The 25437-nt window shown below is 73.2% G+C and carries 25 protein-coding genes; 9 read left to right on the forward strand and 16 right to left on the reverse strand.

All coding sequences use genetic code 11. The annotated features are described in order from the left end of the window. Positions 1 to 46: 46 nt before the first annotated feature. From ABZ449_RS10065 to infC, 10 genes are all read right to left on the reverse strand, one after another. Positions 47 to 1012, reverse strand: coding sequence for an ABC transporter permease subunit (locus ABZ449_RS10065; protein WP_360343145.1), 966 nt, complete (start codon positions 1010 to 1012; stop codon positions 47 to 49). Next, positions 1009 to 1935 carry an ABC transporter ATP-binding protein gene (locus ABZ449_RS10070; RefSeq protein WP_360343148.1) on the reverse strand — a complete coding sequence of 309 codons (927 nt, stop codon included), beginning with the start codon at positions 1933 to 1935 and terminating at the stop codon, positions 1009 to 1011. The genes ABZ449_RS10065 and ABZ449_RS10070 overlap by 4 nt, the downstream gene beginning before the upstream one ends. Further along, on the reverse strand, positions 1935 to 2372 hold the full coding sequence (locus tag ABZ449_RS10075) for a GntR family transcriptional regulator (RefSeq protein ID WP_360343151.1): 438 nt from the start codon (positions 2370 to 2372) through the stop codon (positions 1935 to 1937). Before ABZ449_RS10075 ends, ABZ449_RS10070 begins: the two co-directional genes overlap by 1 nt. Before the next feature lie 109 nt (positions 2373 to 2481). Then, positions 2482 to 4983, reverse strand: a complete 2502-nt coding sequence (gene pheT, locus ABZ449_RS10080; RefSeq protein ID WP_360343154.1) for a phenylalanine--tRNA ligase subunit beta — start codon at positions 4981 to 4983, stop codon at positions 2482 to 2484. Further along, positions 4983 to 6104: a phenylalanine--tRNA ligase subunit alpha gene (pheS, locus tag ABZ449_RS10085; protein WP_188299334.1), complete on the reverse strand. Its 1122-nt coding sequence runs from the start codon at positions 6102 to 6104 to the stop codon at positions 4983 to 4985. Before pheS ends, pheT begins: the two co-directional genes overlap by 1 nt. Before the next feature lie 161 nt (positions 6105 to 6265). Then, positions 6266 to 7369, reverse strand: a complete 1104-nt coding sequence (locus ABZ449_RS10090; protein WP_360343157.1) for an ATP-binding protein — start codon at positions 7367 to 7369, stop codon at positions 6266 to 6268. 119 nt (positions 7370 to 7488) lie between these two features. Beyond that, entirely contained in the window at positions 7489 to 8355 is an 867-nt protein-coding gene (locus ABZ449_RS10095) for an RNA methyltransferase (RefSeq protein ID WP_360343160.1), read from the reverse strand. Between the two features lie 98 nt (positions 8356 to 8453). Next, positions 8454 to 8849: a 50S ribosomal protein L20 gene (rplT, locus tag ABZ449_RS10100; RefSeq protein ID WP_030055649.1), complete on the reverse strand. Its 396-nt coding sequence runs from the start codon at positions 8847 to 8849 to the stop codon at positions 8454 to 8456. Positions 8850 to 8958: 109 nt separating this feature from the next. Beyond that, a complete protein-coding gene (gene rpmI, locus ABZ449_RS10105) occupies positions 8959 to 9153 on the reverse strand; it encodes a 50S ribosomal protein L35 (RefSeq protein ID WP_030055648.1) in 195 nt (64 codons plus the stop codon). Between the two features lie 143 nt (positions 9154 to 9296). Continuing rightward, complete coding sequence (gene infC, locus ABZ449_RS10110; protein ID WP_360343406.1) at positions 9297 to 10052, reverse strand: translation initiation factor IF-3; 756 nt, start codon at positions 10050 to 10052, stop codon at positions 9297 to 9299. 445 nt (positions 10053 to 10497) lie between these two features. On the opposite strand from infC, the gene ABZ449_RS10115 reads away from it, so the two are divergent. Next, complete coding sequence (locus tag ABZ449_RS10115; protein WP_359824182.1) at positions 10498 to 10875, forward strand: DUF1844 domain-containing protein; 378 nt, start codon at positions 10498 to 10500, stop codon at positions 10873 to 10875. 69 nt (positions 10876 to 10944) lie between these two features. Here ABZ449_RS10115 and ABZ449_RS10120 read toward each other — a convergent pair whose 3' ends face one another. Continuing rightward, positions 10945 to 11718 (reverse strand): SseB family protein, encoded by a 774-nt coding sequence (locus ABZ449_RS10120; protein WP_360343163.1) that lies wholly within the window; start codon positions 11716 to 11718, stop codon positions 10945 to 10947. Between the two features lie 91 nt (positions 11719 to 11809). Here ABZ449_RS10120 and ABZ449_RS10125 point away from each other — a divergent pair, with 91 nt between their 5' ends. The 3 genes from ABZ449_RS10125 to ABZ449_RS10135 all read left to right on the forward strand — a co-directional run bounded on the left by ABZ449_RS10125 (position 11810) and on the right by ABZ449_RS10135 (position 14652). After that, on the forward strand, positions 11810 to 13033 hold the full coding sequence (locus tag ABZ449_RS10125; protein ID WP_360343166.1) for an amino acid deaminase/aldolase: 1224 nt from the start codon (positions 11810 to 11812) through the stop codon (positions 13031 to 13033). Positions 13034 to 13091: 58 nt separating this feature from the next. Then, entirely contained in the window at positions 13092 to 13496 is a 405-nt protein-coding gene (locus ABZ449_RS10130) for a hypothetical protein (RefSeq protein WP_360343169.1), read from the forward strand. 241 nt (positions 13497 to 13737) lie between these two features. Next, a complete protein-coding gene (locus tag ABZ449_RS10135; protein ID WP_360343172.1) occupies positions 13738 to 14652 on the forward strand; it encodes a lytic polysaccharide monooxygenase in 915 nt (304 codons plus the stop codon). A 139-nt stretch (positions 14653 to 14791) separates the two neighbouring features. Here the strand turns inward: ABZ449_RS10135 and ABZ449_RS10140 are convergent, their stop codons facing one another. The 4 genes from ABZ449_RS10140 to ABZ449_RS10155 form a co-directional block, all read right to left on the reverse strand. Then, positions 14792 to 15949: a DUF2510 domain-containing protein gene (locus ABZ449_RS10140; protein WP_360343175.1), complete on the reverse strand. Its 1158-nt coding sequence runs from the start codon at positions 15947 to 15949 to the stop codon at positions 14792 to 14794. A 109-nt stretch (positions 15950 to 16058) separates the two neighbouring features. Beyond that, on the reverse strand, positions 16059 to 16859 hold the full coding sequence (locus ABZ449_RS10145; protein WP_360343178.1) for a 3-oxoacyl-ACP reductase: 801 nt from the start codon (positions 16857 to 16859) through the stop codon (positions 16059 to 16061). A 7-nt stretch (positions 16860 to 16866) separates the two neighbouring features. Next, positions 16867 to 18246, reverse strand: coding sequence for an aldehyde dehydrogenase family protein (locus ABZ449_RS10150; protein WP_360343181.1), 1380 nt, complete (start codon positions 18244 to 18246; stop codon positions 16867 to 16869). A gap of 3 nt (positions 18247 to 18249) precedes the next feature. Beyond that, complete coding sequence (locus ABZ449_RS10155) at positions 18250 to 19635, reverse strand: glutamine synthetase family protein (protein ID WP_360343184.1); 1386 nt, start codon at positions 19633 to 19635, stop codon at positions 18250 to 18252. Between the two features lie 301 nt (positions 19636 to 19936). Between ABZ449_RS10155 and ABZ449_RS10160 the strand changes: the two genes are divergently transcribed. From ABZ449_RS10160 to ABZ449_RS10180, 5 genes are all read left to right on the forward strand, one after another. Next, a complete protein-coding gene (locus ABZ449_RS10160; protein ID WP_360343187.1) occupies positions 19937 to 20665 on the forward strand; it encodes a gamma-glutamyl-gamma-aminobutyrate hydrolase family protein in 729 nt (242 codons plus the stop codon). A gap of 227 nt (positions 20666 to 20892) precedes the next feature. After that, on the forward strand, positions 20893 to 21975 hold the full coding sequence (locus ABZ449_RS10165) for a cation diffusion facilitator family transporter (protein ID WP_360343190.1): 1083 nt from the start codon (positions 20893 to 20895) through the stop codon (positions 21973 to 21975). A 61-nt stretch (positions 21976 to 22036) separates the two neighbouring features. After that, the gene (locus tag ABZ449_RS10170; protein ID WP_360343409.1) at positions 22037 to 22939 is read left to right on the forward strand and encodes a 5'-3' exonuclease; all 903 of its coding nucleotides are present in this window, start codon (positions 22037 to 22039) and stop codon (positions 22937 to 22939) included. Positions 22940 to 23095: 156 nt separating this feature from the next. Continuing rightward, a complete protein-coding gene (locus ABZ449_RS10175; RefSeq protein ID WP_360343193.1) occupies positions 23096 to 23890 on the forward strand; it encodes a hypothetical protein in 795 nt (264 codons plus the stop codon). Next, entirely contained in the window at positions 23887 to 24237 is a 351-nt protein-coding gene (locus ABZ449_RS10180) for a transcriptional regulator (protein WP_360343196.1), read from the forward strand. The genes ABZ449_RS10175 and ABZ449_RS10180 overlap by 4 nt, the downstream gene beginning before the upstream one ends. Before the next feature lie 93 nt (positions 24238 to 24330). Here the strand turns inward: ABZ449_RS10180 and ABZ449_RS10185 are convergent, their stop codons facing one another. Continuing rightward, on the reverse strand, positions 24331 to 25425 hold the full coding sequence (locus ABZ449_RS10185) for a radical SAM protein (RefSeq protein WP_360343199.1): 1095 nt from the start codon (positions 25423 to 25425) through the stop codon (positions 24331 to 24333). Positions 25426 to 25437 lie beyond the last annotated feature (12 nt).

The following is a 25437-nucleotide window of genomic DNA, read 5'->3' on the forward strand; positions in this document are numbered from 1 at the left end:
CAAGGGTTTTGACGGAACCTCTTCAAGAGATCTTGGGGGGCGGGGTTCAGAACGCCCGCCGCCGCACCCACCAGACCGCCGCCGCGCACAGGGCCACGGCGAGCAGGGCCGTCCAGCCGAACTCGATGAACTGGAAGGCCCAGAAGCGGCTGTCCGGCTGGTAGGACTCGTGCAGCGAGTAGCCGCCCTCGCTCAGCAGCTTCTGGGCTCCGTAGTAGTCGCCGCCCAGGTCGTAGAGCCGGCCGAGGTCGAGCCGGTTCCCCGCCGGGTCGGTGACCCAGAGGCCGCCCTCCCAGCGGTGGTCGAGCGACGTCTGGGCGAGCGTGTGCAGGGTGTCCTCGAGCGGTGCGCGGTAGTGGAAGCGCAGCGACTCGGCGACCAGGGTGGTCACCACCGAGGCCACCACCCCGATCCCCAGCGCCACCACCGTCCGCCTCAGCACCGCACCCGCGAGCGCGGACAGCGCGAAGACCAGCAGCACCCGGCCGACCAGCGCGGGCGGGGCACTGGTGAACACCAGCGGGGTGAACCGGCCCCCGTGGACCGCCATCGGCGAGATCCACCAGTTGAGCACCGCCGCCGTCACGGCCGTCGCGACGGCGAGCACACTGCCGACCACCACCAGCCCGCCGACCGTCCAGCGGGTTCGCCCGGCGCCCTGGGTCCAGGCGAAGCGCACCGTGCCGTGCTCGAACTCCCGCGCCAGCAGCGGAGATCCGACGAACGCCCCGAGGGCGCCGCCCAGGAAGTACACCACGTTCCCGCCGACCATCAGCTCGGGACCGTACTCGCGCAGGAACTCCTTCCAGCGCTCGTTGCAGCTCCGCAGCGCCATGTCGCACCCGACCGCACCGGTACGGTCGAGCCCCGCGTGGAGGTAGTAGCCGGTGACGGCCAGCAGCAGGAGCAGCCCGACGAGGACGCCCAGCAGCGTCCGCAGCGCGGGCCGGTGGCGCAGCCCGGCCGCCCGCAGGACGGCGGAGCGGGGCGGCGCGAGGGTCAGGGAGCTCACGGCAGCAGCACTTCCTCGTTCGGACGGACGGACCCGCGCGGGCCGGGGAGGGCGGAAGCGGTCGGCTCGCGCAGGTAGGAGAGCACCAACTCCTCCAGGCCGATGCGCTGCTGGCGCCAGTCGCCGGAGACCGGGGCGTCCACGCCGCCGGTGCGGACCAGCAGGTGGGACTGGGCGCCGGCCCGGCGGTCGCGGACCACCGGCAGCTGCCCGGCCACCCGGTCGGCCTCGGCGGTCGGGCCGGTGAGCATCCGGTGGTCGCCCAGCAGGTCGTCCACCTCCCCCGCCACCTGCACCCGGCCGCCACCGAGCACCACCAGGTAGTCGCAGCTCTGCTGCAGCTCGTTGACGGCGTGCGAGGAGAACACCACCGACAGCCCGTCCTCGGCCACGGCGGTCAGCAGCACGGCCATGAAGTCGTGCCGGGCGAGCGGGTCGAGGGCGGCCAGCGGCTCGTCCAGCAGCAGGAGTTCGGGGCGTTTGGCGAGCGCGAGGGCCAGCGAGACCTGGGCCTGCTGACCGCCGGAGAGACGGCCGTACCTGCGGTCCAGCGGGATGCCGAGGCCGTCCAGATGGGTCCGGGCCCGGGCCTCGTCCCAGCGGCGGTTGAGGTGGCGGCCCATTCCGAGCAGGTCGCGCACCGGCAGGCCCGGGTAGAGCGCGGCGTTCTGGGCGACGAAGCCGATCCGGTCCAACGCCCGGGGCGAGCCGGGAACTTGGTCGCCGAGTACGGTCAGCGCGCCCTCGCTGGGCAGGGTCAGTCCGGCGGCCAGGCTGAGCAGCGTGGTCTTGCCGGCGCCGTTCGGGCCGACCAGGGCCACCACGTGCCCGGCGGGGACGGCCAGCCGGCAGTCCCGCAGCGCCCAGGAGCGGCGGTAGCGCTTGCCGAGCCCGGCGCAGTCGATCACCGTGTCCGCGGCCATCAGGCCACCACCCCGTCCCGGCCCTCGCGCAGGTCGCGCAGCGCGTCCTCGAACACCGCGGCCATCCCCTCCTCGTCCAGCCCGGCGGTCCGCGCCGAGCGCATCCACTCCAGCAGTCCGCGGCGCAGCGCGGCCCGTTCGCGCAACGGCACCACCCCGGCCGGCAGGCCCCGGACGAAGGTGCCCTGACCCCGTCGGCCGACCGCGAGACCGCGGTGCTCCAGTTCGCGGTACGCCTTGAGCACGGTGTTCGGGTTGATCGCCAGTCCGGCCACCGCCTCGCGCACCCGCGGCAGCCGGTCCCCCTCCGTCAACCAGCCCATCCGCAGCGCCTGTTCGACCTGCTGCACGAGCTGCAGGTAGGTCGGGACGCCGGAGGCCGGGTCCAGGCGGAACTCGATGGGCGAGGGCCGGTCGTCGTCTTTATCTACTTCCATAGGTAAAGAGATAAGCGATGGACTGAGGCACCGTCAACCCAAGAAAACGGAAAGGGCCCCGCCGCGGACCTCGTGGTCCGTGGCGGGGCCCTGCCCGGGCGCTACCGGATCAGGCGCCGCGCAGCACCGCGCCCGTCCGGGCGACGGCCTCGGCGACGGCTGCCTCGCGGGCGGCGCTCGCCTCGTCGGCGGTCAGCGTGCGGTCGACGGCGCGGAAGCGCAGCGCGTACGCCAGCGACTTCTTGCCCTCGCCGACCTGCTCGCCGGTGAACACGTCGAACAGCCGGATGGCCTCCAGCAGTTCGCCCGCGCCGGAGCGCAGCGCGGCCTCGACCTCGGCGGCCGGGACGGCGGTGTCGACGATCAGCGCGACGTCCTGGGTCGCCACCGGGAAGCCGGAGACGGTCGGTCCGCCGACCCGCTCGGCGCCGTCGGCGGTGAGCAGGTCGATGTCGATCTCCATCGCGGCGGTGCGGGCCGGCAGCCCGAGCGCCTTGACGACCCGCGGGTGCAGCTCACCGGCGTGGCCGACCACCCGGTCGGTGCCGGCCACCAGCAGCTCGGCGCAGCGGCCCGGGTGCCACGGGGCCAGCTGACCCTGGCGGACGGTCAGCTCGATGCCGGCCGCCCGGGCCACCGTGCGGGCCGCCTCGACGGCGTCCGCCCAGGAGGCCTGGGCACCCTTGCCCCACCAGCCCGACGGCAGCCGCTCGCCCGCGAGGGCGACGGCGATCCGGCGCGGCTGGTCCGGCAGCGCGGCGTCCAGCGCGGCCAGCTCCTCGTCGCTGGGCCGGTGGTCGACCGCCGGACGCGGGGCCACGCTCAGCTCGTCCTTGGGCAGGAAGACGGTGCCGGTCTCGAAGATCGCCAGGTCGGTGTTGCCCCGGCCGACGTTGCGCCGCAGCGCGCCGAGCAGGCCCGGCAGCATCGTGGTGCGCAGCGCCGGCTCCTCGTCGTTCAGCGGGTTGACCAGCTTCACCGTGCGGCGGCGCCGGTCGTCCGCCTCCAGGCCGAGCGCCTCGAAGGCGGCCTCGCCGAGGAACGGGTAGTTGTTGACCTCGACGTAGCCGGCCGCGGCCAGCGCGACGCCGATCCGGCGGTTCACCCGCTGGGCCTCGGTCAGGCCCTTGCCCGGGGGAACGTTCGGCATCCGGGCGGGGACGTTGTCGTAGCCCTCCAGCCGGATGACCTCCTCGGCGAGGTCGTACGGGTCGGTGAGGTCGGGGCGCCAGGTCGGCGGGGTGACCTCCAGGACGTCGGCCCCGGCGACCGAGCAGCCGATCTCCTGAAGGCGCCGGGTGACGGTCTCGCGGCCGTACGCGGTGCCGGCCACCCGGTCGGGCAGATCGGCGGCGATGGTGATGGTGCGCACCGGGTGCGGGGCGGCGATGTCGGTGACCCCGGCCTCGGCGGTGCCGCCGGCGATCAGGACCAGCAGGTCGACGGCGCGCTGCGCGGCGGCGCGGGCTGCCTCCGGGTCTACGCCGCGCTCGAAGCGCTTGGACGCCTCGGAGGGCAGCTTGTGCCGCTTGGCGCTGCGGGCGATGACGACCGGGTCGAAGTGCGCGGCCTCGATGATCACCTCGGTGGTGCCCGGACCGGCGGCCGGGTCGAGGATCTCGGTGGAGGCGCCGCCCATCACGCCGGCCAGGCCGATCGGACCACTGTTGTCGCAGATCAGCAGGTCCTCGGGGGCGAGCTTGCGCTCGACGCCGTCGAGGGTGGTGAGGGTCTCGCCCTGCTCCGCGCGGCGGACGACGATCGGGCCGTCCACGCGCTGCCTGTCGTAGGCGTGCAGCGGCTGGCCGACCTCCAGCATCACGTAGTTGGTGATGTCGACGGTCAGCGAGATCGGGCGGATGCCCGACTTCTGGAGCCGGCGCTGGAGCCAGATCGGGGACTTGGCGTTCGGGTCGACGCCGATGACCGTACGGGCCACGAAGCGGTCGCAGCCGGCCTGGTCGTTGACCTTCACCAGGTAGCCGAAGGAGTTCGCCGGCGGCACGTCGAGCAGCGCCGGGTCGGCCAGCGGCAGCCCGTACGCGGCGGCGGCCTCGCGGGCCACGCCGCGCATGGACAGGCAGTAGCCGCGGTCCGGGGTGACGGCGATGTCGAGCACCTCGTCGACGAGCTGGAGCAGCTCGATGGCGTCGGTGCCGGGCTCGAACTCCGGCGGGAGCACGATGATGCCGTGGTGGTCGTCGCCCATGCCCAGCTCGCGGGCGGAGCAGATCATGCCGGCCGAGGTCTGGCCGTAGGTCTTGCGGGCCGCGATCGGGAACGGGCCGGGCAGCACGGCGCCCGGGAGCACGACCACGACCTTGTCGCCGACGGCGAAGTTGGTCGCACCGCAGACGATCTCCTGCGGCTCACCGGTGCCGTTGGCGTCGCCGACGTTCACGAAGCAGTGGCGGATCGGCTTCTTGAAGTCGGCCAGCTCCTCGATGGAGAGCACCTCGCCGACCACCAGCGGGCCCTTGAGGTCCGTGCCGAGCTGCTCGACGGTCTCGACCTCCAGGCCGGCCCGGACCAGGCGCTCCGCGACGTCACGGCCGGTCTCGCCGGCCGGCAGGTCGACGTACTCGCGCAGCCAGGAAAGCGGGACGCGCATCAGATCTCCATCCCGAACGGGAGGGTGAAGCGGACGTCACCCTCGACCATGTCGCGCATGTCGGCGACGTTGTGACGATTCATCAGGATCCGCTCCAGGCCCAGGCCGAAGGCGAAGCCGCTGTAGCGGTTGGGGTCGACGCCGCAGGCGACCAGCACCCGCGGGTTGACCACGCCGCAGCCGCCGAGCTCGATCCAGCCCTCGGAGGAGCAGGTCCGGCACGGCCGGTCCGGGTTGCCGACGCTCGCACCGCGGCACACGAAGCACTGGAGGTCGATCTCCGCGCTCGGCTCGGTGAACGGGAAGTAGGACGGGCGCCAGCGCAGCTCCAGGCCGCCGCCGATCAGCTTCTCGACCAGCACCTCGATGGTGCCCTTGAGGTCGGCGAAGGTGATGCCCTCGTCCACCGCGAGGCCCTCGACCTGGCGGAAGACCGGGGTGTGGGTGGCGTCCAGCTCGTCGGTCCGGTAGACCCGGCCCGGGCAGACCACGTAGACGGGGGGCTCGCGGTCGAGCATGGTGCGGGCCTGGACCGGGGAGGTCTGGGTGCGCAGCACCACGCCGGAGTCGGCGGAGCCGTCCGGGGCCTGGACGAAGAAGGTGTCCTGCATCGAGCGGGCCGGGTGGTCCGGGCCCAGGTTGAGGGCGTCGAAGTTGAGCCACTCGGCCTCGACCTCGGGGCCCTCGGCGACCTGGTAGCCCATCGCCACGAAGGTGTCCTCGATGCGCTCGGCCATGGTGGTCAGCGGGTGCCGGGCGCCGCGCGGGGCGCGGTCGTACGGCAGCGTGACGTCCACCGCCTCCTCGACCAGCACGCGGGCGTCGCGCTCGGCCTCCAGCTCGGCCTGCCGCTTGGCGAGGGCCTGGTTGACGGCCCCGCGGGCCTGGCCGATCAGCTTTCCGGCGGCCGCCTTGGCGTGCGGGGGAAGGGCCCCGATCTCGCGATTGGCGAGCGAGAGCGCGGAACGGTCGCCGGTGTGGGCGACCTTGGCCTGCTTCAGCTCGTCCAGGGAGCCGGCGGCGGCGAACGCGGCGATCGCCTCGTCCCGCGCCTGCTCCACCACCTCGGGCTTGAGGGCCTCGACCTCGACCGGGTCGTACGACTTGTTGGGTGCCGACATCTCTATCTTTCCCGTGCTCCTGCTCGTCCGTGCTCAAGGTCTTTGGGCCAACGCCAAAGGTCGAGTGTAGTCGCAGCGGGTGTCACCGCTGCCGCGAAGCCCGTCCCGGGGAACGACGTCCGACCTGCTCCGAAGCTCACCGCATGCCTTCCGGGCATGGATCAGAGCATGAAGTCGGGTACCCCGGCGGGCAGGATGAACCGGAACCGGGCGCCGCCGCCGGGCGCGCGGTCGACGCGGATCGAGCCGCCGTGGGCCTCCACGATGCCCTTGACGATGTAGAGGCCCAGGCCCGTGCCACCGCGCTTGGAGCCGCGCCAGAAGCGGGTGAAGACGCGCGGCATCGACTCCTCGGGGATGCCGCCGCCTTCGTCGCTCACGGTGACCGCTGTGCCTTCCACGATGCGGGGCGGGGTGCCGTTGCGCTCCCAGACGGGCGCCTCGACGACCTCCTTGGCCGGTGCCACCTCGATCGTGACAGTTCCCTCACCGTGCCGCACCGCATTTTCCAGCAGGTTGGCCAACACCTGGTCGACCTTGTCCGGGTCGGCCCACAGGACGGTCAGCGGTTCGCCGACCCGGACGTCGAAGCGGTCCTCGGGGATGCCGGTGGCGACCTTGCGCTCGACGTGCCGGCGCACCGCCGCGGCCAGGTCGACCACCTGCTTGCGCAGCTCCAGCCGACCGGAGTCGATCCGGGAGATGTCCAGCAGCTCGGCGATCAGCCGGGTGACCCGGTCGGCGTCCGCGTCCACGGTCTCCAGCATCAGCCGCTTCTGCCCGTCGGTGAACCGCTCCCACTTGGCCAGCAGCGTCGCCGTGAAGCCCTTGACGCTGGTCAGCGGGGAGCGCAGCTCGTGCGCCACGGTGGCGATCAGCTCGGCGTGGCTGCGCTCGGTGCGGCGCCGGGCCTCGGTGCCGCGCAGGGCGATCACCAGCCGCTCCAGCGGCCCGCCCGGCGAGCTGCGCACGTACCGGGCGGAGACCAGCACCTCGCGCCCCCCGGGCAGCAGCAGGTTGCGCTCCGGCTGGCGGGTGCGGATGGCCAGCCCGCCGTACGGGTCGGTCAGCTGCCACCAGCGGCGGCCGTCCAGGTCCTCCAGCGGGAGGACGTCCTCCAGTCCGCTGCCGAGCGCGGCCTGCGGGAGCACGCCGGTGAGCCGGGCCGCGGCCCGGTTGAAGCAGACCACCCGGCCCAGCGCGTCGGCGACCACCAGGCCGTCCGGCAGGTCGTCCGGGTCGAGCTCGGGCCCGCTGCCGACCATGGGTTGCCTCCCCGATTACCCACCGTGCCGTTCCCCCCACCGAGGCAGACCCTAGCGCCTCCCAGGCGCCCGCAGTAGGGCTTGAAAGGGGGTGATCCCCCGCGCCCCGGGGCGGTGCGTCAGGCGTTCGAGCGGCAGCCGCCGGGCGAGCGCTGGGCGCGGGCCGAGGCGTACAGGCAGACGGCCGCCGCGGTGGCCAGGTTGAGGCTCTCGGCGTGGCCGTGGATCGGGACGCGCACGACCTCGTCGGTGAGCGCGCGGGTCTCCTCCGGAAGCCCCCACGCCTCGTTGCCGAACACCCATGCGCCGGGCGCCCCCAGGGTGCCCTCGTCGAGCTCCTGGTCCAGGTCGCGCTCCCCCGCGCCGTCCGCGGCGAGCACCCGGACGCCGGCCTCGCGCAGCCGGCCGACGGCCTCCTCGACCGGCACCCCGACCGCCACCGGCAGGTGGAAGAGGCTGCCCACGGAGGCCCGGACGGCCTTCGGGTTGTACAGGTCCACCGAGGCGTCGGTGAGCACCACGGCGTCCGCGCCGGCCGCGTCGGCGGTGCGCAGCACGGTGCCGGCGTTCCCGGGGTCGCGCACGTGGGCGAGGACCGCGACCAGCTTCGGGCGGGCCTTGAGCACCTCGGCGAACGGGGTGTCGATGAAGCGGCAGAGCGCCACGATGCCCTGCGGCGTCACCGTGTCGCAGATGTCGGCGATCACCTCGTCGGTGGCGGTCAGCACCGGCAGCCCCTCGGTCAGGGCGGCCTCGACGATGCCGGCGTGCCGCTCGGCGGCCTCCGGGGTCGCGTAGACCTCGACCACGGCGTGCTCCCCGGTGCCCGGCAGCCTGCCGAAGGCGATGGCCTCCCGGACGGCCTGCGGGCCCTCGGCCAGGAAGCGGCGCTCCTTGGTGCGCTGGTTGCGCTTGGCCAGCCGGCGGGCGGCCACGACGCGCGGCGAGCGCAGGGAGGTCAGCAGGGGGGTGTCGGTGCTCGGCATGGTCTCGTTCTCCGGAGGCGCTGAAGGAGGGGGAAAAGCAGGACCGGACCCGCAGGAGAGCCTGCGGGTCCGGTCAGAGCTCAACCGATCTCGGAAGATCAGGCGGCGTCGGCGGCGGCCTTCGGGGCGTTCACGTCGGCCGGCAGCGCCTTCTGGGCGACCTCGACCAGGGAGGCGAACGCACCCGGGTCGTTGACGGCCAGGTCGGCCAGCATCTTGCGGTCGATCTCGACGCTGGCGGCCTTCAGGCCCTGCACGAAGCGGTTGTAGGTGATGCCGTTGGCACGGGCCGCAGCGTTGATGCGCTGGATCCACAGCTGACGGAAGTCGCCCTTGCGCTTCTTGCGGTCGTTGAAGTTGTAGACCAGCGAGTGGGTGACCTGCTCCTTGGCCTTGCGGTACAGGCGCGAACGCTGGCCACGGTAGCCGCTGGCGCGCTCCAGGATGACCCGGCGCTTCTTGTGGGCGTTGACTGCCCGCTTGACGCGTGCCACTTGATTACTCCTTGGGTTGGACCACGGACTACTTCACGTGGTCCGTCATTCGAATGGGTCGGGAAGGATCAGCTGCCCCGCTCGCGGCTCGCGCCGGGCGGGAGGGCGATCACTTGCCGAGAAGCTTCTTGATCTTCTTGGCGTCAGCGGGGGCCAGCTCGACGGTCCCGGCCAGCTTGCGGGTCAGCGTCGAGGGCTTGTGCTCCAGGAGGTGGCGGCGGCCGGCGCGCTCGCGCAGCACCTTGCCAGAGCCACTGATCTTGAAGCGCTTGCTGGCGCCACTGTGCGTCTTCTGCTTCGGCATTTCGCCGTATCTCCTCGTCGGTCCCGTCCACGCCCGCGCGGCGGCTGCCACGCGGGCGCGAACTGGATGGATCTGCGGTGACCGGGCGGGCCGCCCCGTCACCCTGTGGGCCGGTCTCCCGGGCCCTCCTGGCCGGTGAAGGCTCAGGCGCCCTGGGAGGCGGCCGGCTGCTCGACCGGAGCGTCGGCCTCGACGGCCGGCGCCTCGGCCGGGGCGTCCTGCGCCTCGGTCACGGCGTCCTCGGTCACGGCATCCTCGGCCTCGATCTCGTCGGCCTCGATCTCGTCGGCCTCGATCTCCGCAGGGGCGTCGGAGCCGGCGGTGCGGCCCTGACGCTCGGCCTTGCGGGCGTCCGCGAGGGCGCGGGCCTCGGCCATCGCCTCGGTCTTCTTCTTGTGCGGACCAAGGACCATGATCATGTTACGGCCGTCCTGCTTCGGCGAGGACTCGACGAAGCCCAGGTCCTGGACGTCGTCGGCGAGCCGCTGGAGCAGACGGAAGCCCAGCTCGGGGCGGGACTGCTCACGACCGCGGAACATGATCGTGATCTTGACCTTGTCGCCCTGCTTGAGGAACCGGACGACGTGACCCTTCTTGGTGTCATAGTCGTGCGGGTCGATCTTCGGCCGGAGCTTCATCTCCTTGATGACCGTGTGCGCCTGGTTCTTGCGCGCCTCACGGGCCTTCATGGCCGACTCGTACTTGAACTTGCCGTAGTCCATGAGCTTGCACACCGGCGGCCGGGCGGTCGCCGCGACCTCGACCAGGTCGAGGTCGTACTCCTGCGCGAGCTCCAGCGCCTTGGCAAGCGGCACGATGCCGACCTGCTCGCCGCTGGGACCGACGAGTCGCACCTCGGGGACGCGAATCCGGTCGTTGATGCGGGGCTCGGTGCTGATGGGGCCTCCTCGGTTGCACCTTCTGCGATGCGGCCGTCGGACGGCGGTCGCACGTAGTGGACTCGACCACTGGGCGGGGCTTCATTCGTGCTGCGCTGTCCGGTACGTACACCGCCACACGAAAAAAGCCCCGCTCGGTACAAGCGGGGCTCCACACAACCGGGGGCTGCGCCCGGTGAGGGGCGCTGCGGCGACTCGGCGCCAGGGGCGCCCGTCGCGGACCGGGACCCGTCGACCGCGAAGCCGATCAGGTGGGAGACTTTCGCGGTTGCCCTCTCGGGCCTCCTCAGTGGAGCCTCCACTTGCTGGCCGAGCGCCCATACGGGATCCCGGCCGGTCAGTCTCGAAGCTTACAGCGTCGGGGGGTCGAACGCTATTCCGCCCCTCCGCGGGGCCCCTTGTACGCTCCACGTGTACCCACACGGCACAACGGAACGAGCCACCCTTGAGCAGCGAGCCCACCCAGAACCCCGGCGCTGACGACGACGCGATCGGCTTCGACGACCTCACCCGCGACATCGCCGAGGTCCCGGCCGTCGAGGTGATCACCACCGTCGCGGTGCACCTGATGAGCGCCGCGGCCGTCAAGTGCGGTCTCGCCGAGGGCGGCGAGAAGGACAAGGACCTGGACGAGGCCCGCAAGCTGATCACCGCCCTGGCCGGGCTGGTCACCGCCGGCGCCCCGGAGATCAGCAACTTCCACGCCGCGCCGCTGCGGGACGGGCTGCGCTCGCTCCAGCTCGCGTTCCGCGAGGCCTCCGTCGTGCCGGACGCCCCGGGCGCGGGGCCGGGCGAGAAGTTCACCGGGCCGGTCTACTCCTGAGACCGGACGCGGGAGGCCCGGCCCACGTGGGCCGGGCCTCCCGCTTCTTCCGACTCCTCCCGACGTCTTTCAACGCCTGTAGAGCGGCTCCCCCGGCAGCTCCGCGCTCGCCGGCAGCACCGCGAGGTCCAGCCCCCGGTCCAGCCGCACCCGCAGCACCGGGTCGGCGGCCACCGCCCGCCCGACCCGCTGCGCGGCCGCCTGCAGGCCCGCCTGGTCCAGCGCCGGGTCGAACACCACCGCGAGCACCCCGTCCGAGCCCTCCGAGGCCGCCAGCAGCCCGCTGACCACCTGCGGCTCGGCCGCCAGCAACCCGCGGACCGCCTCGCGCACCTCCGGGTCCGCCGCCGGCGGCAGGAACGGACGGTTCTCCGCCAGTGCCCGCAGCCGGGCTCCGCCCAGCTGGAACGGCACCGGCCCGGCCGGGTCGATCAGCAGGGTGTCGGCCCGCTCCGAGAAGGCCACCATCGCGGCCTGCGGGGCCGCCGTCGGCGCCGGGCGGGCGTCGGCGCGCCAGCGGGCCAGCGACTCCAGCGACGTGAAGGCCGGCAGCGCGCGGCGCCCGTCCGGGGCCTCCAGCACCGGGACGGCCATGTCGCTGGTCTTCTCGTGCCGGTGCCCGTGCGCGTCCACCTCGACCTCGCCGAGGATCGCGACGATCGGGACCATCAGCCGGGTGGGGGTCAGCGCCGCCAGCACCTCCGGCTCGGCCGCACGGTCCTGCGACCAGCGCGCGAGGGCCTCGGCGAGCGCCGGGTCGGCGGTGCCGTCGTCGTCGGAGAAGCCGGGATTCGGGATGTTCTTGCCGACGAACGCCGGGTTGGAGAAGTCTTTGCGGTCCACCCGCCCGACCCTATGCCACCGCGGGCGAGCGGCCCCATTTCCCTGCACGCGGGGCCTACCCACCGGTAGCGCGGTGTGGCACCCTGCGCCCATGGTGATCCTCGACGCGCCCGCGCCCGCACCCGCCCCGGTCTCCGACCGCCTCCGGTACGACCGCGCCACCGCCCACCTGGACGGGCCGGTGGCCGTCGTGGACCTCGCCGCCTTCGACGCGAACGCCGCCGACCTGGTCCGCCGGGCGGGCGGCAAGCCGATCCGGCTGGCCAGCAAGTCCATCCGCTGCCGGGCACTGCTGGAGCGGGCACTGGCCGTGGACGGCTTCCTCGGGGTGATGAGCTTCACCCTGGAGGAATCGCTCTGGCTGGCCCGCACCGGCGTGCGCGACATCCTGCTCGCCTACCCCTGCGCCGACCGGGCCGCCTTCGCCGAGCTGACCGCCGACCCGCGGGCCGCCCGCGAGATCACCGTCGTGCTGGACGACCCGGCCCAGCTGGACCTCATCGACGAGGCCCGCGACGGCGACGCCGAGGTGCGGGTCTGCCTGGAGCTGGACACCTCGCTCCACCTGCTCGGCGGCCGGGTCCGGGTGGGCGCCCGGCGCTCGCCGCTGCGCACCCCCGAGGACCTCGGCGCCTTCGCCGAACTCGTCCAGCGCCGCCGGGGCTTCCGGGTGGTCGGCCTGATGGCGTACGAGGGGCACGTCGCCGGGGTGGGCGACCGGGTGCCCGGACGGCCGGCGCGCTCGCGGCTGATCCGGCTGATGCAGGACAAGGCCAGGACCGAGCTGGCCGAACGGCGCGCGGCGGCGGTCCGACGACTGCGGCAGGTCGCCGACCTGGAGTTCGTCAACGGCGGGGGCACCGGCAGCGTGGAGTCCACCGTCGCCGAACGCGCCGTCACCGAGGTCGCGGCCGGCTCCGGGCTCTACCAGCCGCAGCTGTTCGACAACTACCGCGCCTTCCGGGGCCGCCCGGCCGCGCTCTTCGGCCAGCCGGTGGTGCGCCGCCCCGGCCTCGGCGTGGTGACCGTCCTCGGCGGCGGCTACCCGGCCTCCGGCGCGGCCGGCCCGGACCGCTCGCCGGTGCCGTACCTGCCGACCGGGCTGCGCTACGACCCGATGGAGGGCGCCGGGGAGGTGCAGACCCCGCTGCTCGGCTCGGCCGCGGACGACCTGCTGATCGGCGACCGGGTCTGGTTCCGGCACGCCAAGGCGGGCGAGCTGTGCGAACGCTTCGCCGAGCTGCACCTGATCGAGGGCGACCGGATCGTCCGGACGGTGCCGACGTACCGGGGCGAGGGGAAGACCTTCCTCTGACGCTTCGTCCGCCTTTGCCCTACCGTGGTGCCGACACCACGAACACAAAGGGGGCGGCATGGACGCCGAGATCACGGACCTTGCGACGAGGGGCGCGACCGCATTGGTCGGGCTGATGGTCACCGAGGCCTGGACGCGGTTCAGGCCTCGCTTCGCCGCGCTCTTCGGGCGGGATCGCGAGGAGGACGTGTCGCTGGAGCTGGACGAGATCCAGGCCGAGATCGCCGAGGATCCGGAGAGCGGCGAGGGCCAGTCCTCCCAGTGGCAGCGACGACTGCGCCTGGCACTGCGGAACAACCCGGATGCCGTTGCCGAACTCCGGGCCATCCTCGATGAGTTCGAGCCCAAGGCCACTGAGCAGGCGACCAACGTGACGTACATCAACAACACGCTCAACGGCGGGAACTCGACCTACAGCGGAACCGTGATCATGGCCGGCTACTACAACGAAAAGAAGGACTGACCTTTTCGGAGCCTTAACGGGGCCCGATGGAACGGCTAACCACGGCCGTCCGTCGGGCCTTTGTGCTGCTCCGGGGCCTACAGTCCGTCAACAAGCGCAGCACGCACGACTATTGCCATCTGGTCCAGACCAATCCTACGCTCTGGCCGGGGGTCGCGCGCCGGGCCGGCGGCTCCCGAGCGGGCAGGCGTGCCCGCTCCCCCACACGCGCCCGGAACGACGGTCAAGGAGTCCCCACCCCATGTCCATCAAGCGAAGTGCCCTGTCCGTCGGCGTGATCGGCGCCGCGGTCCTCGCGGTGGCCGGTACCACCGCCGGCACCGCCAGCGCCCACGGCACGATGACCAACCCCGTGAGCCGGGTCGCGGCCTGCTACGCCGAGGGCCCCGAGCACCCGGTGTCCCAGGTCTGCAAGGACCTCGTCGCCGCGAGCGGCACCCAGCCGCTGTACGACTGGAACGAGGTCAACATCGCCAACGCCAACGGCAACCACCAGGCGCTGATCCCGGACGGCAAGCTCTGCTCGGCCAACCGCGACAAGTACGCGGCGCTGGACTGGCCGCGCACCGACTGGCCGGCCACCGCGGTGAAGGCCGGCGCCTTCACCTTCCAGTTCCGCACCACCGCGCCGCACGTCGGCACCCAGACCGTCTACATCACCAAGGCGGGCTACGACCCCACCAAGCCGCTGAAGTGGTCGGACCTCGACCAGACCCCGGTGGCCAAGGTGCAGGTCGACCGCAACGCCGTCAACGGGTCCTACACCTACTCCGGCACCCTGCCGCAGCGCACCGGCCGCCAGGTCCTGTACACGGTGTGGCAGCGCAGCGACAGCCCGGAGGCCTTCTACTCCTGCTCCGACGTCGACTTCGGCGCCTCCACCACGGCCGTGTCGGCGCTCGCCGCCCAGGCCCCGGCCGCGCCGAGCGACGCCCAGATCGCGGCCGACGCGTCCAAGTCCACCGTCGCCCACCACGGCCACGGCGGTGACCCGGACTCCCCGGCCGGCCAGGTGATCCCGACCGCCTCCGCGGCCGTGGGCGGCACCTCGGCCACCGGTCCGCTGCTGCTCGCGGGCGCTGCCGCGATCGGCGTCGGCTGGGCCGGCATGGTGCTCCGGCGCCGTCGCGTCGAGGCTGTTCGACGCGACGCCTGACGCCGGGCGCGGGAGCCGGGCCGGCACACCCCCGTCCGGCCCGGCTCCCGTGACACCACCCCGTACGACGGCGAACGGCGGCGGCCCACCCGGGGTTCTCCCTCCCGGGTGGGCCGCCGCCGTGTGAGGAGCGCGGGGCTCAGGTGGTGGTGCCCCCGGCGCCGCCGCCCGCACCGGCCCCGCCGGAGCCCGTCCCGGGCAGCCCCGGGATGTTCGGCAGCTTGCCCTTGTAGGCGGTGATGCCCTTGACGACGGTGTCCATCACCGCGACGTCCGGCGCCTTGTCGGCGATGTCGAAGCCGAAGTGCACCGAGACCAGCGACTTCCCGTCGGCGGACGGGAAGACCACGGTCTGCACGTAGCCGTTGTTGCCCTTGGGCGCGTCCACCTTCCAGCGGACCAGGTAGCCGTCCTGGCCGTTGACCTTCACCGCCTCGGACTTGAGCTCCTGGTGCCCGGTGATCTCGCCGTACGAGTCCTTGGCCGCCGCCTCGATGTCGGTCTTGGCCGCCGCCTGGGCGTCGGTGCCGCCGCCCTCGATCCGGCCGGTGTTCACCCCGCCGAGGGAGCACTCGCCCTTGCCGTCCGCGCAGGTGTACGAGCCGACGGTGAGCATGGCGTAGCCCTTGTCGGTGGTGCCGGCCTCCCAGCCGTCCGGGACGGGCAGGGTGAGCCGGTTGACCACGTCGATCGCCTGGTCGGCGTTCGGGCTGGTCCTGCCGCCTCCGTTGCCACCCCCGTTGCCGCCCCCGCCGCCCTTGCCGTTCCCGTTCCCGTTCCCGCCGTTGCCGGGGTCGCCGAAGTCCGGGACGCCGCCCCACGGGCCGCGGCCGTCCTGCGGGGCCGGGCGGGCGCTGCGCGGGGCGCGGTCCCGGTGGCCGTCCATCGTGAGGTAGGTGATCCCCGCGCCGGCGCCCAGGCCGAGCAGGGCGGCGACGGTGGTCGCCACCACCAGCTTGGAGGGCTTGCGCCGGGGCTTGCGCGGCGGCCCGGCGGGTGTGCCGTAGGCGGCGCCGAAGGGCGGCGGCTCGGGGTAGCGGACGGTCGGGCCGCTCTCCAGCACCTCGCCCTCCAGCACCCTGGGCTGCTCGGCCGCTCCCGGCCCCGGGTCCGCGGCGGACGCCGGCTCCGCCGCCGCCGGGGCGTCCGCCGCCGGGGCGTCCGCCGCGGGGGCGTCCGAGGGTGCGGGCCGGGTGGAGGCCGTCCAGCCCTTGCCGTCCCACCACCGCTGCGGCCTCGGGTCGCTGGTGGTGTCCTTGGGGTCCGGGTACCACCCGGCGGGAATCTGCTCACTCACGACAGAGAATCTAAAGGCAGCCGGATAAACGCGAAATCAGCGCAGCCGGTATTTTCCGCCGTTTTCGATGAGATTCCGGTGAGAACCCCGGAGCGCGGGCGTCCGCCGGCTACAGCGGGGTGACGTACGCCCCGGAGATGCCGCCGTCCACCAGGAACTCGCTCGCCGTGATGAAGGAGGAGTCGTCGCTGGCCAGGAAGGCCACGGCGGCGGCGATCTCCTCGGCCCGGGCGAACCGGCCCAGCGGGATGTGCACCAGCCGGCGGGCGGCCCGCTCCGGGTCCTCGGCGAACAGCTCGCGCAGCAGCGGGGTGTCCACCGGCCCGGGCGAGAGCGCGTTGACCCGGATGCCCTCCCGGGCGAACTGCACGCCCAGCTCGCGGGACATCGCCAGCACCCCGCCCTTGGAGGCGGTGTAGGAGATCTGCGAGGTGGCCGCGCCCATCCGGGCCACGAAGCTGGCGGTGTTGATGATCGAGCCCCGCCCGTGCCGGCGCATGTACGGCAGCGCGGCCTTGCAGCACAGGTAGACCGAGGTCAGGTTGACCTCCTGGACCCTGCGCCAGGCGTCCAGCCCGGTGGTCAGGATCGAGTCGTCCTCCGGCGGCGAGATGCCGGCGTTGTTGAACGCGACGTCCACGCTGCCGCAGGTCTCGTACGCCTCGTCGAACAACGCCTCGACCATGTACGGGTCGGTGACGTCGGTGTGCACGAACAGCCCGCCGACCTCCTTGGCGGCGGCCCGCCCGGTCTCCTCGTCGAGGTCCGCGCAGACCACCTTCGCCCCCTCCGAGGCGAGCCGGCGGGCGGCGGCCAGGCCGATCCCGCTGCCCGCGCCGGTGACCACCGCGGTACGGCCGACCAGCCGGCGGCAGACCACCTCGTCCCGCGCGGCGTGCTTCTCGCTCATCGGGCTGTCACTCCTCGCTGTGGATGAAGACGTTCTTGGTCTCGGTGAAGTGGCGCAGCGCGTCCGGGCCCAGCTCGCGGCCCACCCCGGACTCGCCGTAGCCGCCGAAGGGCGTCCAGTAGCGCACCGAGGAGTGCGAGTTGACCGACAGGTTGCCCGCCCGTACGCCCCGGGCCAGGCGCAGCGCGCGGCCGACGTCCCGGGTCCAGATCGAGCCGGACAGGCCGTAGCGGGTGGCGTTGGCCAGGCGCAGCGCGTCGGCCTCGTCGGTGAACGGCAGGACGGCGGCGACCGGGCCGAAGATCTCCTCGGTGACGGCCGGGACCTGCGGATCCTCGGGGGCGATCACCGTCGGCGGGTACCAGTAGCCGGGCCCGTCCGGGATCTTGCCGCGGGCGAGCACCGGCAGGTCGGGGGTGAGGTACGAGGCGACCCGGCGGACCTGGGCGGCCGAGATCAGCGGGCCGAGCCGGGTCTGCGGGTCGGTCGGGTCGCCGGTGCGCAGGGTCTCGACGGCCGGCAGCAGGTGGGCGAGGAAGTCCTCGTACACCTCGCGCTGGACCAGGATCCGGCTGCGGGCGCAGCAGTCCTGGCCGCTGTTGTCGGCGAAGGACATCGGGTCGGCGGCGCGGGCCAGGTCGGCGTCGGCGAAGACGATGCTGGGGCTCTTGCCGCCGAGCTCCAGGGTGACCCGCTTGGCGCGGGCGGCGCAGCGGGCGGCGACCTCCTTGCCGACGACGGTCGAGCCGGTGAAGACGATCTTGCGGACCGCCGGATGGTCCACCAGGGCCCGGCCGGTGGTGGCGCCCGCACCGGGGACGACCTGGAACAGGCCCTCGGGCAGGCCCGCCGCGAGGGCGAGCTCGGCCAGCCGCAGGGCGGTCAACGGGGTGGCCTCGGCGGGCTTGAGCAGGACGGCGTTGCCGGCCGCCAGGGCGGGGGCGAAGCCCCAGGCGGCGATCGGCATCGGGAAGTTCCACGGCGCGATCACCCCGACCACGCCGACCGGCTCGTGGAAGGTCACGTCCAGGCCGCCGGCCACCGGGATCTGCCGTCCGGTCAGCCGCTCCACTCCCCCGGCCGCGTACTCCAGCAGGTCCCGGACGTTGCCGGCCTCCCAGCGGGCACCGGCCGGGAGGTGGCCGGCTTCCTCGACCTCCAGCGCGGCCAGCTCCGGGACGTGCACCTCGACCTGGTCGGCGAACCGGCGCAGCAGCCGGGCGCGTTCGCCGGGGGCGAGCGCGGCCCAGCCGGTCTGGGCCGCCACCGCCCGCCGGACGGCCACGTCCAGCTGTTCGGGGGTGGTGTCGGGAACGGTGGCGAGCACCTCGCCGGTGGCGGGGTTGCGGACGGTGCTGCTCCCGGCGCCCGGGTTCGCCTCGGTCATGGATCACATCCGTTCGAAGGATCGGTAGCGCTCCCAGTCGGTGACCGCCCCGTCGTAGGCGGCCTGCTCGACCCGGGCCATGTTCAGGTAGTGCTCGACCACGTCGTCGCCGAAGGCCTCGCGGGCCGGTTCGCTCGCCGCCCACAGCTCGGCCGCCTCGCGCAGCGATCCGGGCACCCGGGCGTACTCCTCGACCGCGTAGGCGTTGCCCAGGCAGGGCGCGGGCAGTTCCAGCTTGCGCTGCAGCCCGTGCAGGCCCGCCGCGATCATCCCGGCCACCGCGAGGTACGGGTTGACGTCGCCGCCCGGCACCCGGTTCTCCATCCGCAGCCCGGCACCGTGGCCGACCACCCGGTAGGCGCAGGTGCGGTTGTCCCGGCCCCAGGCGACGGCGGTCGGGGCGAAGGAGCCGGGGCGGTATCGCTTGTAGGAGTTGATGTTCGGCGCGTACAGCAGGCTGAACTCGCGCAGCGCCGTCAGCTGGCCGGCCAGGAAGTGCCGCATGGTGTCGGTCATCCGGCCGTCCCGGTCGGCGAAGGCGGGGGCGCCGACGGCGTCGCGCAGCGAGAGGTGGATGTGGCAGCTGTTGCCCTCGCGCTCGTCGTACTTGGCCATGAAGGTGAGCGCGCAGCCGAGCTGGGCGGCGATCTCCTTCGCGCCGGTCTTGTAGACGCTGTGCTGGTCGCAGGTGCTGAGGGCGTCGGCGTAGCGGAAGGCGATCTCGTGCTGGCCGAGGTTGCACTCGCCCTTGGCCGACTCCACCACCAGGCCGGCGCCGGCCATCTCGGTGCGGATCCGGGACAGCAGCGGCTCGACCCGGGCGGTGCCCAGCATCGAGTAGTCCACGTTGTAGAGGTTCGCCGGGGTCAGGCCGCGGTAGCCGCCCAGCCAGGCCTGCTCGTAGGTGTCGCGGAAGACCAGGAACTCCAGCTCGGTGCCGATGTCGGCGGCCAGGCCGTGCTCGGCGAGCCGGGCGATCTGGCGGCGCAGCAGCTGGCGCGGGGCGGCGTCCACCGGGTGGCCACCGTGCCGGGCGAGGTCGGCGGTGACCTGGGCGGTGCCGGGCTGCCAGGGGGTCAGCCGCAGGGTGGCGAGGTCGGGGCGCATCGCGAAGTCGCCGTAGCCGGTGGCCCAGGAGGAGAAGGCGTAGCCGTCCACGGTGTTCAGGTCGACGTCGACGGCCAGCAGGTAGTCGCAGGCCTCGGCTCCGTGCTCGGCGACCTCGTCGAGGAAGAACCGGGCGGCGAAGCGCTTGCCCTGGAGGCGGCCCTGCATGTCGGTGAAGGCGAGCGCGACGGTGTGCACCTCACCGGCGTCCACCAGGGTGCGCAGCCCCTCCAGGGTCAGCGGTGGCCGGGGCGGCGAGCCCGCGGTGGTCTGTTCGGACATGGCCGAACCCTCCTCCTCGATCACTCTTCGAGATCAAGCGGTCACAGCGAACCGTACGGCCTGCGGCTCGCGGGGCGGAAGAGGGCGGGTGAGTGGCGGCCGGGTGTCGGGCGGGGCGGAGACGGGACGGGCGGGCGGGACGGGTGTCGGGCGGGACGGGTGTCGGGCGGGGTGGGGTGGGGTGCCTGGCCGGCGCGGGGCGGGCGGGGGGGTCGAGTGCGGGATGGGTGCCGGGCGCCCGTGGCGCGCCGACGCGCGTGGCTGACGGGGGATCCGCCGCTCCGGGGGGAGAATGCGCGCCATGGATCGCAGGCCTTTGATCGGCGTCAGCACCTACCTGGTGGACGCGAGTTGGAGCGATTGGCGGGGCCGCCGGGTGGCCCTGCTGCCCGAGCGGTACACCGCGCAGGTCCGGGACTCGGGCGGGATCGCGGTCCTGCTGCCGCCGGACGTCCCGGACCGCGCGCCGGAGGTGCTGACCCGGCTGGACGGCCTGGTGATCGCCGGCGGGCCGGACATCGACCCGGCGTACTACGGGGAGCCAGTGCACCCGGCGACGGAGGTGGACTCGCCGGAGCGGGACGCCTGGGAGGTCGGGCTGCTCCGGTCGGCGCTGGCGGCCGGGATGCCGCTGCTGGCGATCTGCCGGGGCATGCAGATCCTGAACGTGGTGTGCGGCGGGACGCTGGTGCAGCACCTGCCGGACGTGATGCCGGTGGACGTGCACGGCGGCTCGCCGGGGCGCTACGGCTCGCACCCGGTGCGGCCGGTGCCGGGGACGCTGCTGGGCGGGCTGCTGCCGGAGAGCGAGCTGGAGGTGCCGACCTCCCACCACCAGGCCGTCGGCCGGCTGGGGTCGGGCCTGCGGGTGAGCGCCCACGCGCCGGACGGGACGGTGGAGGCGGTGGAGGGCCCGGGGTTCGCACTCGGGGTGCAGTGGCATCCGGAGCAGGGGGACGACCTGCGGCTGATGCGGGCGCTGGTCCGGGCGGCCACCGCGGCGGCACTCGACACGCTCGCGCTGGGGTAGCGCAACTGGGCATGGCGGCAGGGGAGTTCGGCCCGCCCGGCGGCTGCGGAGTGCGCCGGGTCCGGCCGCCGGGACGGGAACGACAACGGTCACCAGTACAGCCTTTGGATCTTTGTCGATTCTGCGGTTCACTTCGGTTGCGGGGCGGTCGCGCCGCGCCCCCCTTCCCACCCGTGCGCCTCGAGAGGACTTCCATGGCCGGGCACGAGCATTCGCACGACGATCATGTGCATGACCAGGAGCACGCGCCGTCGCACTCGCCGTCGCAGTCGCCGTCGCGCTCGCACGGGAACGGCGGGCACGGCGGGCACGGGCACGGCGGGCACTCGCACGGTCCCGGCGGCCACTCGCACGGCGTCGCCGCCGACGCGGACCGCCGCTGGCTGCTCAGCGCCCTCGCCCTGATCGTCGTCTTCATGGCCGGCGAGGTCGTGGTCGGCTTCGCCGCCCAGTCCCTGGCGCTGATCTCGGACGCGGCCCACATGCTCACCGACGCCGCCTCGATCGTGCTCGCGCTGATCGCCATGCGGCTCGCCGCCCGCCCGGCCCGGGGCGGCTACACCTACGGCCTCAAGCGCGCCGAGATCCTCTCCGCCCAGGCCAACGGCGTCACCCTGCTGGTGCTGTCGGCCTGGCTGGGCTACGAGGCGATCACCCGGCTGCTCGAACCGCCGGAGGTCACCGGCTCACTGGTGCTGGTCACCGCCCTGGTCGGGATCGTCGTCAACCTCGCCGCCACCTGGTGCATGTCCAAGGCCAACCGCAGCTCGCTGAACGTCGAGGGCGCCTTCCAGCACGTGCTGACCGACCTCTACGCCTTCATCGCCACCGCCGTCGCCGGTGCGATCGTGCTGACCACCGGCTTCGCCCGGGCCGACGCGATCGCCTCGCTGATCGTCGTCGCGCTGATGCTCAAGGCCGGCATCGCGCTGGTCCGGGACTCCGGACGGATCTTCCTGGAGGCCGCCCCGGCGGGGATCGACCCGGACGCGGTGGCCGACCGGATGGTCACCGAGCCGCTGGTCGAGGAGATCCACGACCTGCACATCTGGGAGATCACCTCCGGCCAGCCCGCCCTGTCCGCGCACATCCTGGTCACCCCCGGCGGCGACTGCCACGCGGTGCGGCGCTCCCTGCAGCACCAGCTCTCGCAGGAGTACGGCATCACCCACTCCACCCTCCAGGTCGACCACGTCGGCGAGGACGAGGCCGGAGCACTGCTGCAGATCACCACCCCGGCCGACTCCGCCGCCGAACACTGCGCCGACGCCCACGGCCCGGTCCACCGCGCCGGACCGCACGAGCACTGACAACACACCCGTCCGTCACCGCGGTGCGGCATGATGCTGAGTCGTGACCGCACCGCGACTGATGCTGCTCGACTCCGCCAGCCTGTACTTCCGGGCCTACTTCGGCGTACCGGACACCCTGCGCTCGCCGCAGGGTGAGCCGGTCAACGCCGTCCGCGGCCTGCTGGACTTCATCGCCAGGCTGGTCCACGACCACCGGCCCGACCAGCTGGTGGCCTGCATGGACGCCGACTGGCGCCCCCAGTGGAGGGTCGACCTCGTCCCCTCCTACAAGACCCACCGGGTCGCCGAGGCGGCCGAGGACGGCGAGGAGGAGGTGCCCGACACGCTGGCCCCGCAGGTCCCGGTGATCGAACAGGTGCTGGACGCGCTCGGCATCGCCCGGGTCGGCTCCCCCGACTACGAGGCGGACGACGTGATCGGCACCCTCACCGCCCGCGCCACCGGGCCGGTGCAGATCGTCACCGGCGACCGCGACCTCTTCCAACTGGTGGACGACGCCCGCGGGATCACCGTGCTCTACCCGGTCAAGGGCATGGGCAACCTCCAGGTCACCGACGACGCGCTGCTGCTGGAGAAGTACGGCGTGCGCGGCGCCCAGTACGCCGACATGGCCGCCCTGCGCGGGGACCCGTCGGACGGCCTTCCCGGCGTCAAGGGCATCGGCGAGAAGACCGCCGCCCAGCTGATCAACGAGTACGGCGACCTCGCGGCCATCCGCGCCGCCGCCCTCGACGTCGGCTCCAAGCTCACCCCGGCCCGCCGCCGCAACATCGTCGAGGGCGCCGCCTACCTCGACGTCGCCCCCAAGGTCGTCCGCGTCGCCGACGACGCCCCCCTGCCGGCCTTCGATCCCGCCCTCCCCCGCGAGCCCCTCTATCCCATGACCCTCGAGGAACTCTCCGCCCGCTGGGGCCTCGGCACCTCCCTCGACCGCCTCCTGGAGTCCCTCGCCACCCGCTGAGCCCGTCCTCGCGAAGGGGCCCGCACGTTCGACGCGAACGTGCGGGCCCTCGGCGTTCGCGGGAGCCGCCTTCCCCAACAGCCCTTGACTGGTTCCTACTTTGCGATGCAAAGTTCATGGCACCGCAAAGCTCGAACGCATGAACAGGGGTGGATCATGACGACGACGCACCGGGCCGGCCCGGCCGAACTCCTCGCCGAGACGGAAGGGCTCCGGGCCCGGGCCCGGACACGGCTGCGCGGCTCGGGGGTGCCGCTGCTCGGGTTCGGCGTGCTGGCCCTGGCCGCCGTGCCGGTCTCCGGCCAGGCCTACAACTTCGGCGCCAACGGGCGGGGCGTCACCTCCTACCCGTCCTTCGCCTACTCGGAGCTCATCGACCTCTGTGTGTCGCACACCCCGGACGGCGTGTGCCGGACCGGCGACTTCGACGGCGCCTTGGCCCGCTTCCTGGCCTGGGGCGTCTGGTACGCGCTGCTCCCGGTCGCCTGGCTGGCCCTGGCCCGCTGGTACCGGCGGCGCGGTGAGGCCCGCGGGATCCTCCCGCACCGTGGCGGCTGGACCGGCACCGCGGTCGGGATCGGAGTGCTGCTCACCGCCGTCCTGCTCGGACTGGTCTTCGCGCGCCATGTGCCGTTCGGACTGTCCCTGCTCGTGAACACCTACGCCTCGCCCTGGTACGTGGTCGGCATCGGCCTGGTCGTCCTCGGCGTGACCGAGCGCAGCCCCCTGGTCACCGCCGCCGGACTCGCCCACACCGCACTGCTCACCGCCTACCTCGCGGCGCCGTGGGAGAGCGGCTGGCTGCCCTGGCTCGACCGGGGCGACGGCGGCTGGGCCGACGGCCCGCAGCCGAAGGCCCTGCTGCTCGCGGCGGTCCTGCTGGCCGCCGGGCTGGCCCAGTGGACGGCGGCACGCCGCACGCCCGCGGCATCCCGTACGGTCACCCCATGAGCGTTGCGGACGAAGCCGAGGAGCAGCACCCGACTCTCGCGCTGGACGACACCGTCCACCAACGGGTCCGGCTCGGCATCCTGGCGGTCGCCCGCGAGGCCGAGAGCGTCGAGTTCGGCTTCCTCAAGGAGCAGTTGGGCGCCACCGACGGCAACCTGTCCCGCCACCTCAAGGTCCTGGAGGAATCCGGCCTCGTGGCCGTCGCCAAGGGCTATGTCGGACGCCGCCCCCGCACCTGGGTCACCCTCACCCCGCGCGGCGCCGAAGCGCTGGACCGCGAGCTCCGCGCCCTGCGCGAACTCGTCCGCCGCCTCGACGCCGCCGGGCCCGGCCACGCCCCGGCGTAGGAAGTCGGCCGGGCCGACTTCCGGCGCCCCGACCCGGCGGCCTCGCTCGGGTCGAGCGAGGCCGCCAAGGCCCCATCGTCCAGAGCCCGCCACTCAGGCGGCAGCGCCGTACTCGCGCGTCAGCCGCCGGACCTCGGCGTCCTTGAAGGCCTGCACCTCTTCCACGATCCCGCTCCTCGGCAGCTCGGCCAACGGAACGCAGAGGTCCATCCGCTGGATGCAGACGCCCACCATGTACTCCCCCTGCTCGGTGAGGTACAGGCGGATGCCGTAGTAGCCCTCCTCACAGTCCGTGTCGTTGTTGAACCGGCACGACGCGCAGGTGTCGGGGAGCCGTACAGGCAGCAGTCGCTTGACGTAGACCGCCCGGCTGCCGAGCGCCCGATAGAGGGTGCGCTCGTCGGAGGTGCCGGCGGTGAACGTCCGGAGCACCGGTTCCGCGCCGACACGGGCCAGCACTTCGGAGATCGCCGCCACCGACTCCGGCCCGTGCTGGATGCTGGTGAGCATCCGCACGTCCGCGAACTGGCCGTACGACTCGACCAGGTTGACGACCCGGTCCACGTGCGCCATGCCAGGAACGACGATGTTCACGGACACCTTGACGCCGTTGGCAACGGCGGCCCGGACGGTCTGCTCCGCAGCGCGGATCTTCGTCCCGGCCAGACCCGCCGACCTGAACCGCTCGGACTGGACGGCCCCGAGTTCCTCGGCGGTCGTGCCGAACACCGAGACGTTGACCCGGTTGAGTCCGGCCACCGAACACTGCGGCATCACCTGCCGACCGCGCTCCCCGTTACTGGTCATTCCGACGCTCAGCCCCATGCCGGAGAGCGCCGCCACCAACGCGGGCACCTCCGTGTGGAGGGTGGGCTCTCCCCCGGTGAGGTGGACCTCGTCCGCGTCGAACGCCCTCGCCACGGTTCGCACCGCCCGCCGGAAGGCCATGTCCGGGTCCATCCTGGCGGCCAGAAAGCCGACTCCGTTCGTCTCGCTGTAGATCGACACGCGCCCGGTCCTCCCCGGGCCCGCGACGAAGGGCAGTGCGGTGCGGTCCCGGTTGTCGGCGGTGACCGGCGTTCCCTCGTTGTGGCAGAACGTGCAGGCCAATCCGCAGTCGTCGATCACCTTGATGCGGATGGTCCGGTCCCGGACGACCCTGACCGCATGACGCTGGGTAGCTGACAAGGCTTCTCTCCT

The sequence above is a fragment of the Kitasatospora sp. NPDC005856 genome (assembly GCF_040629945.1).
Taxonomy (GTDB): domain Bacteria; phylum Actinomycetota; class Actinomycetes; order Streptomycetales; family Streptomycetaceae; genus Kitasatospora.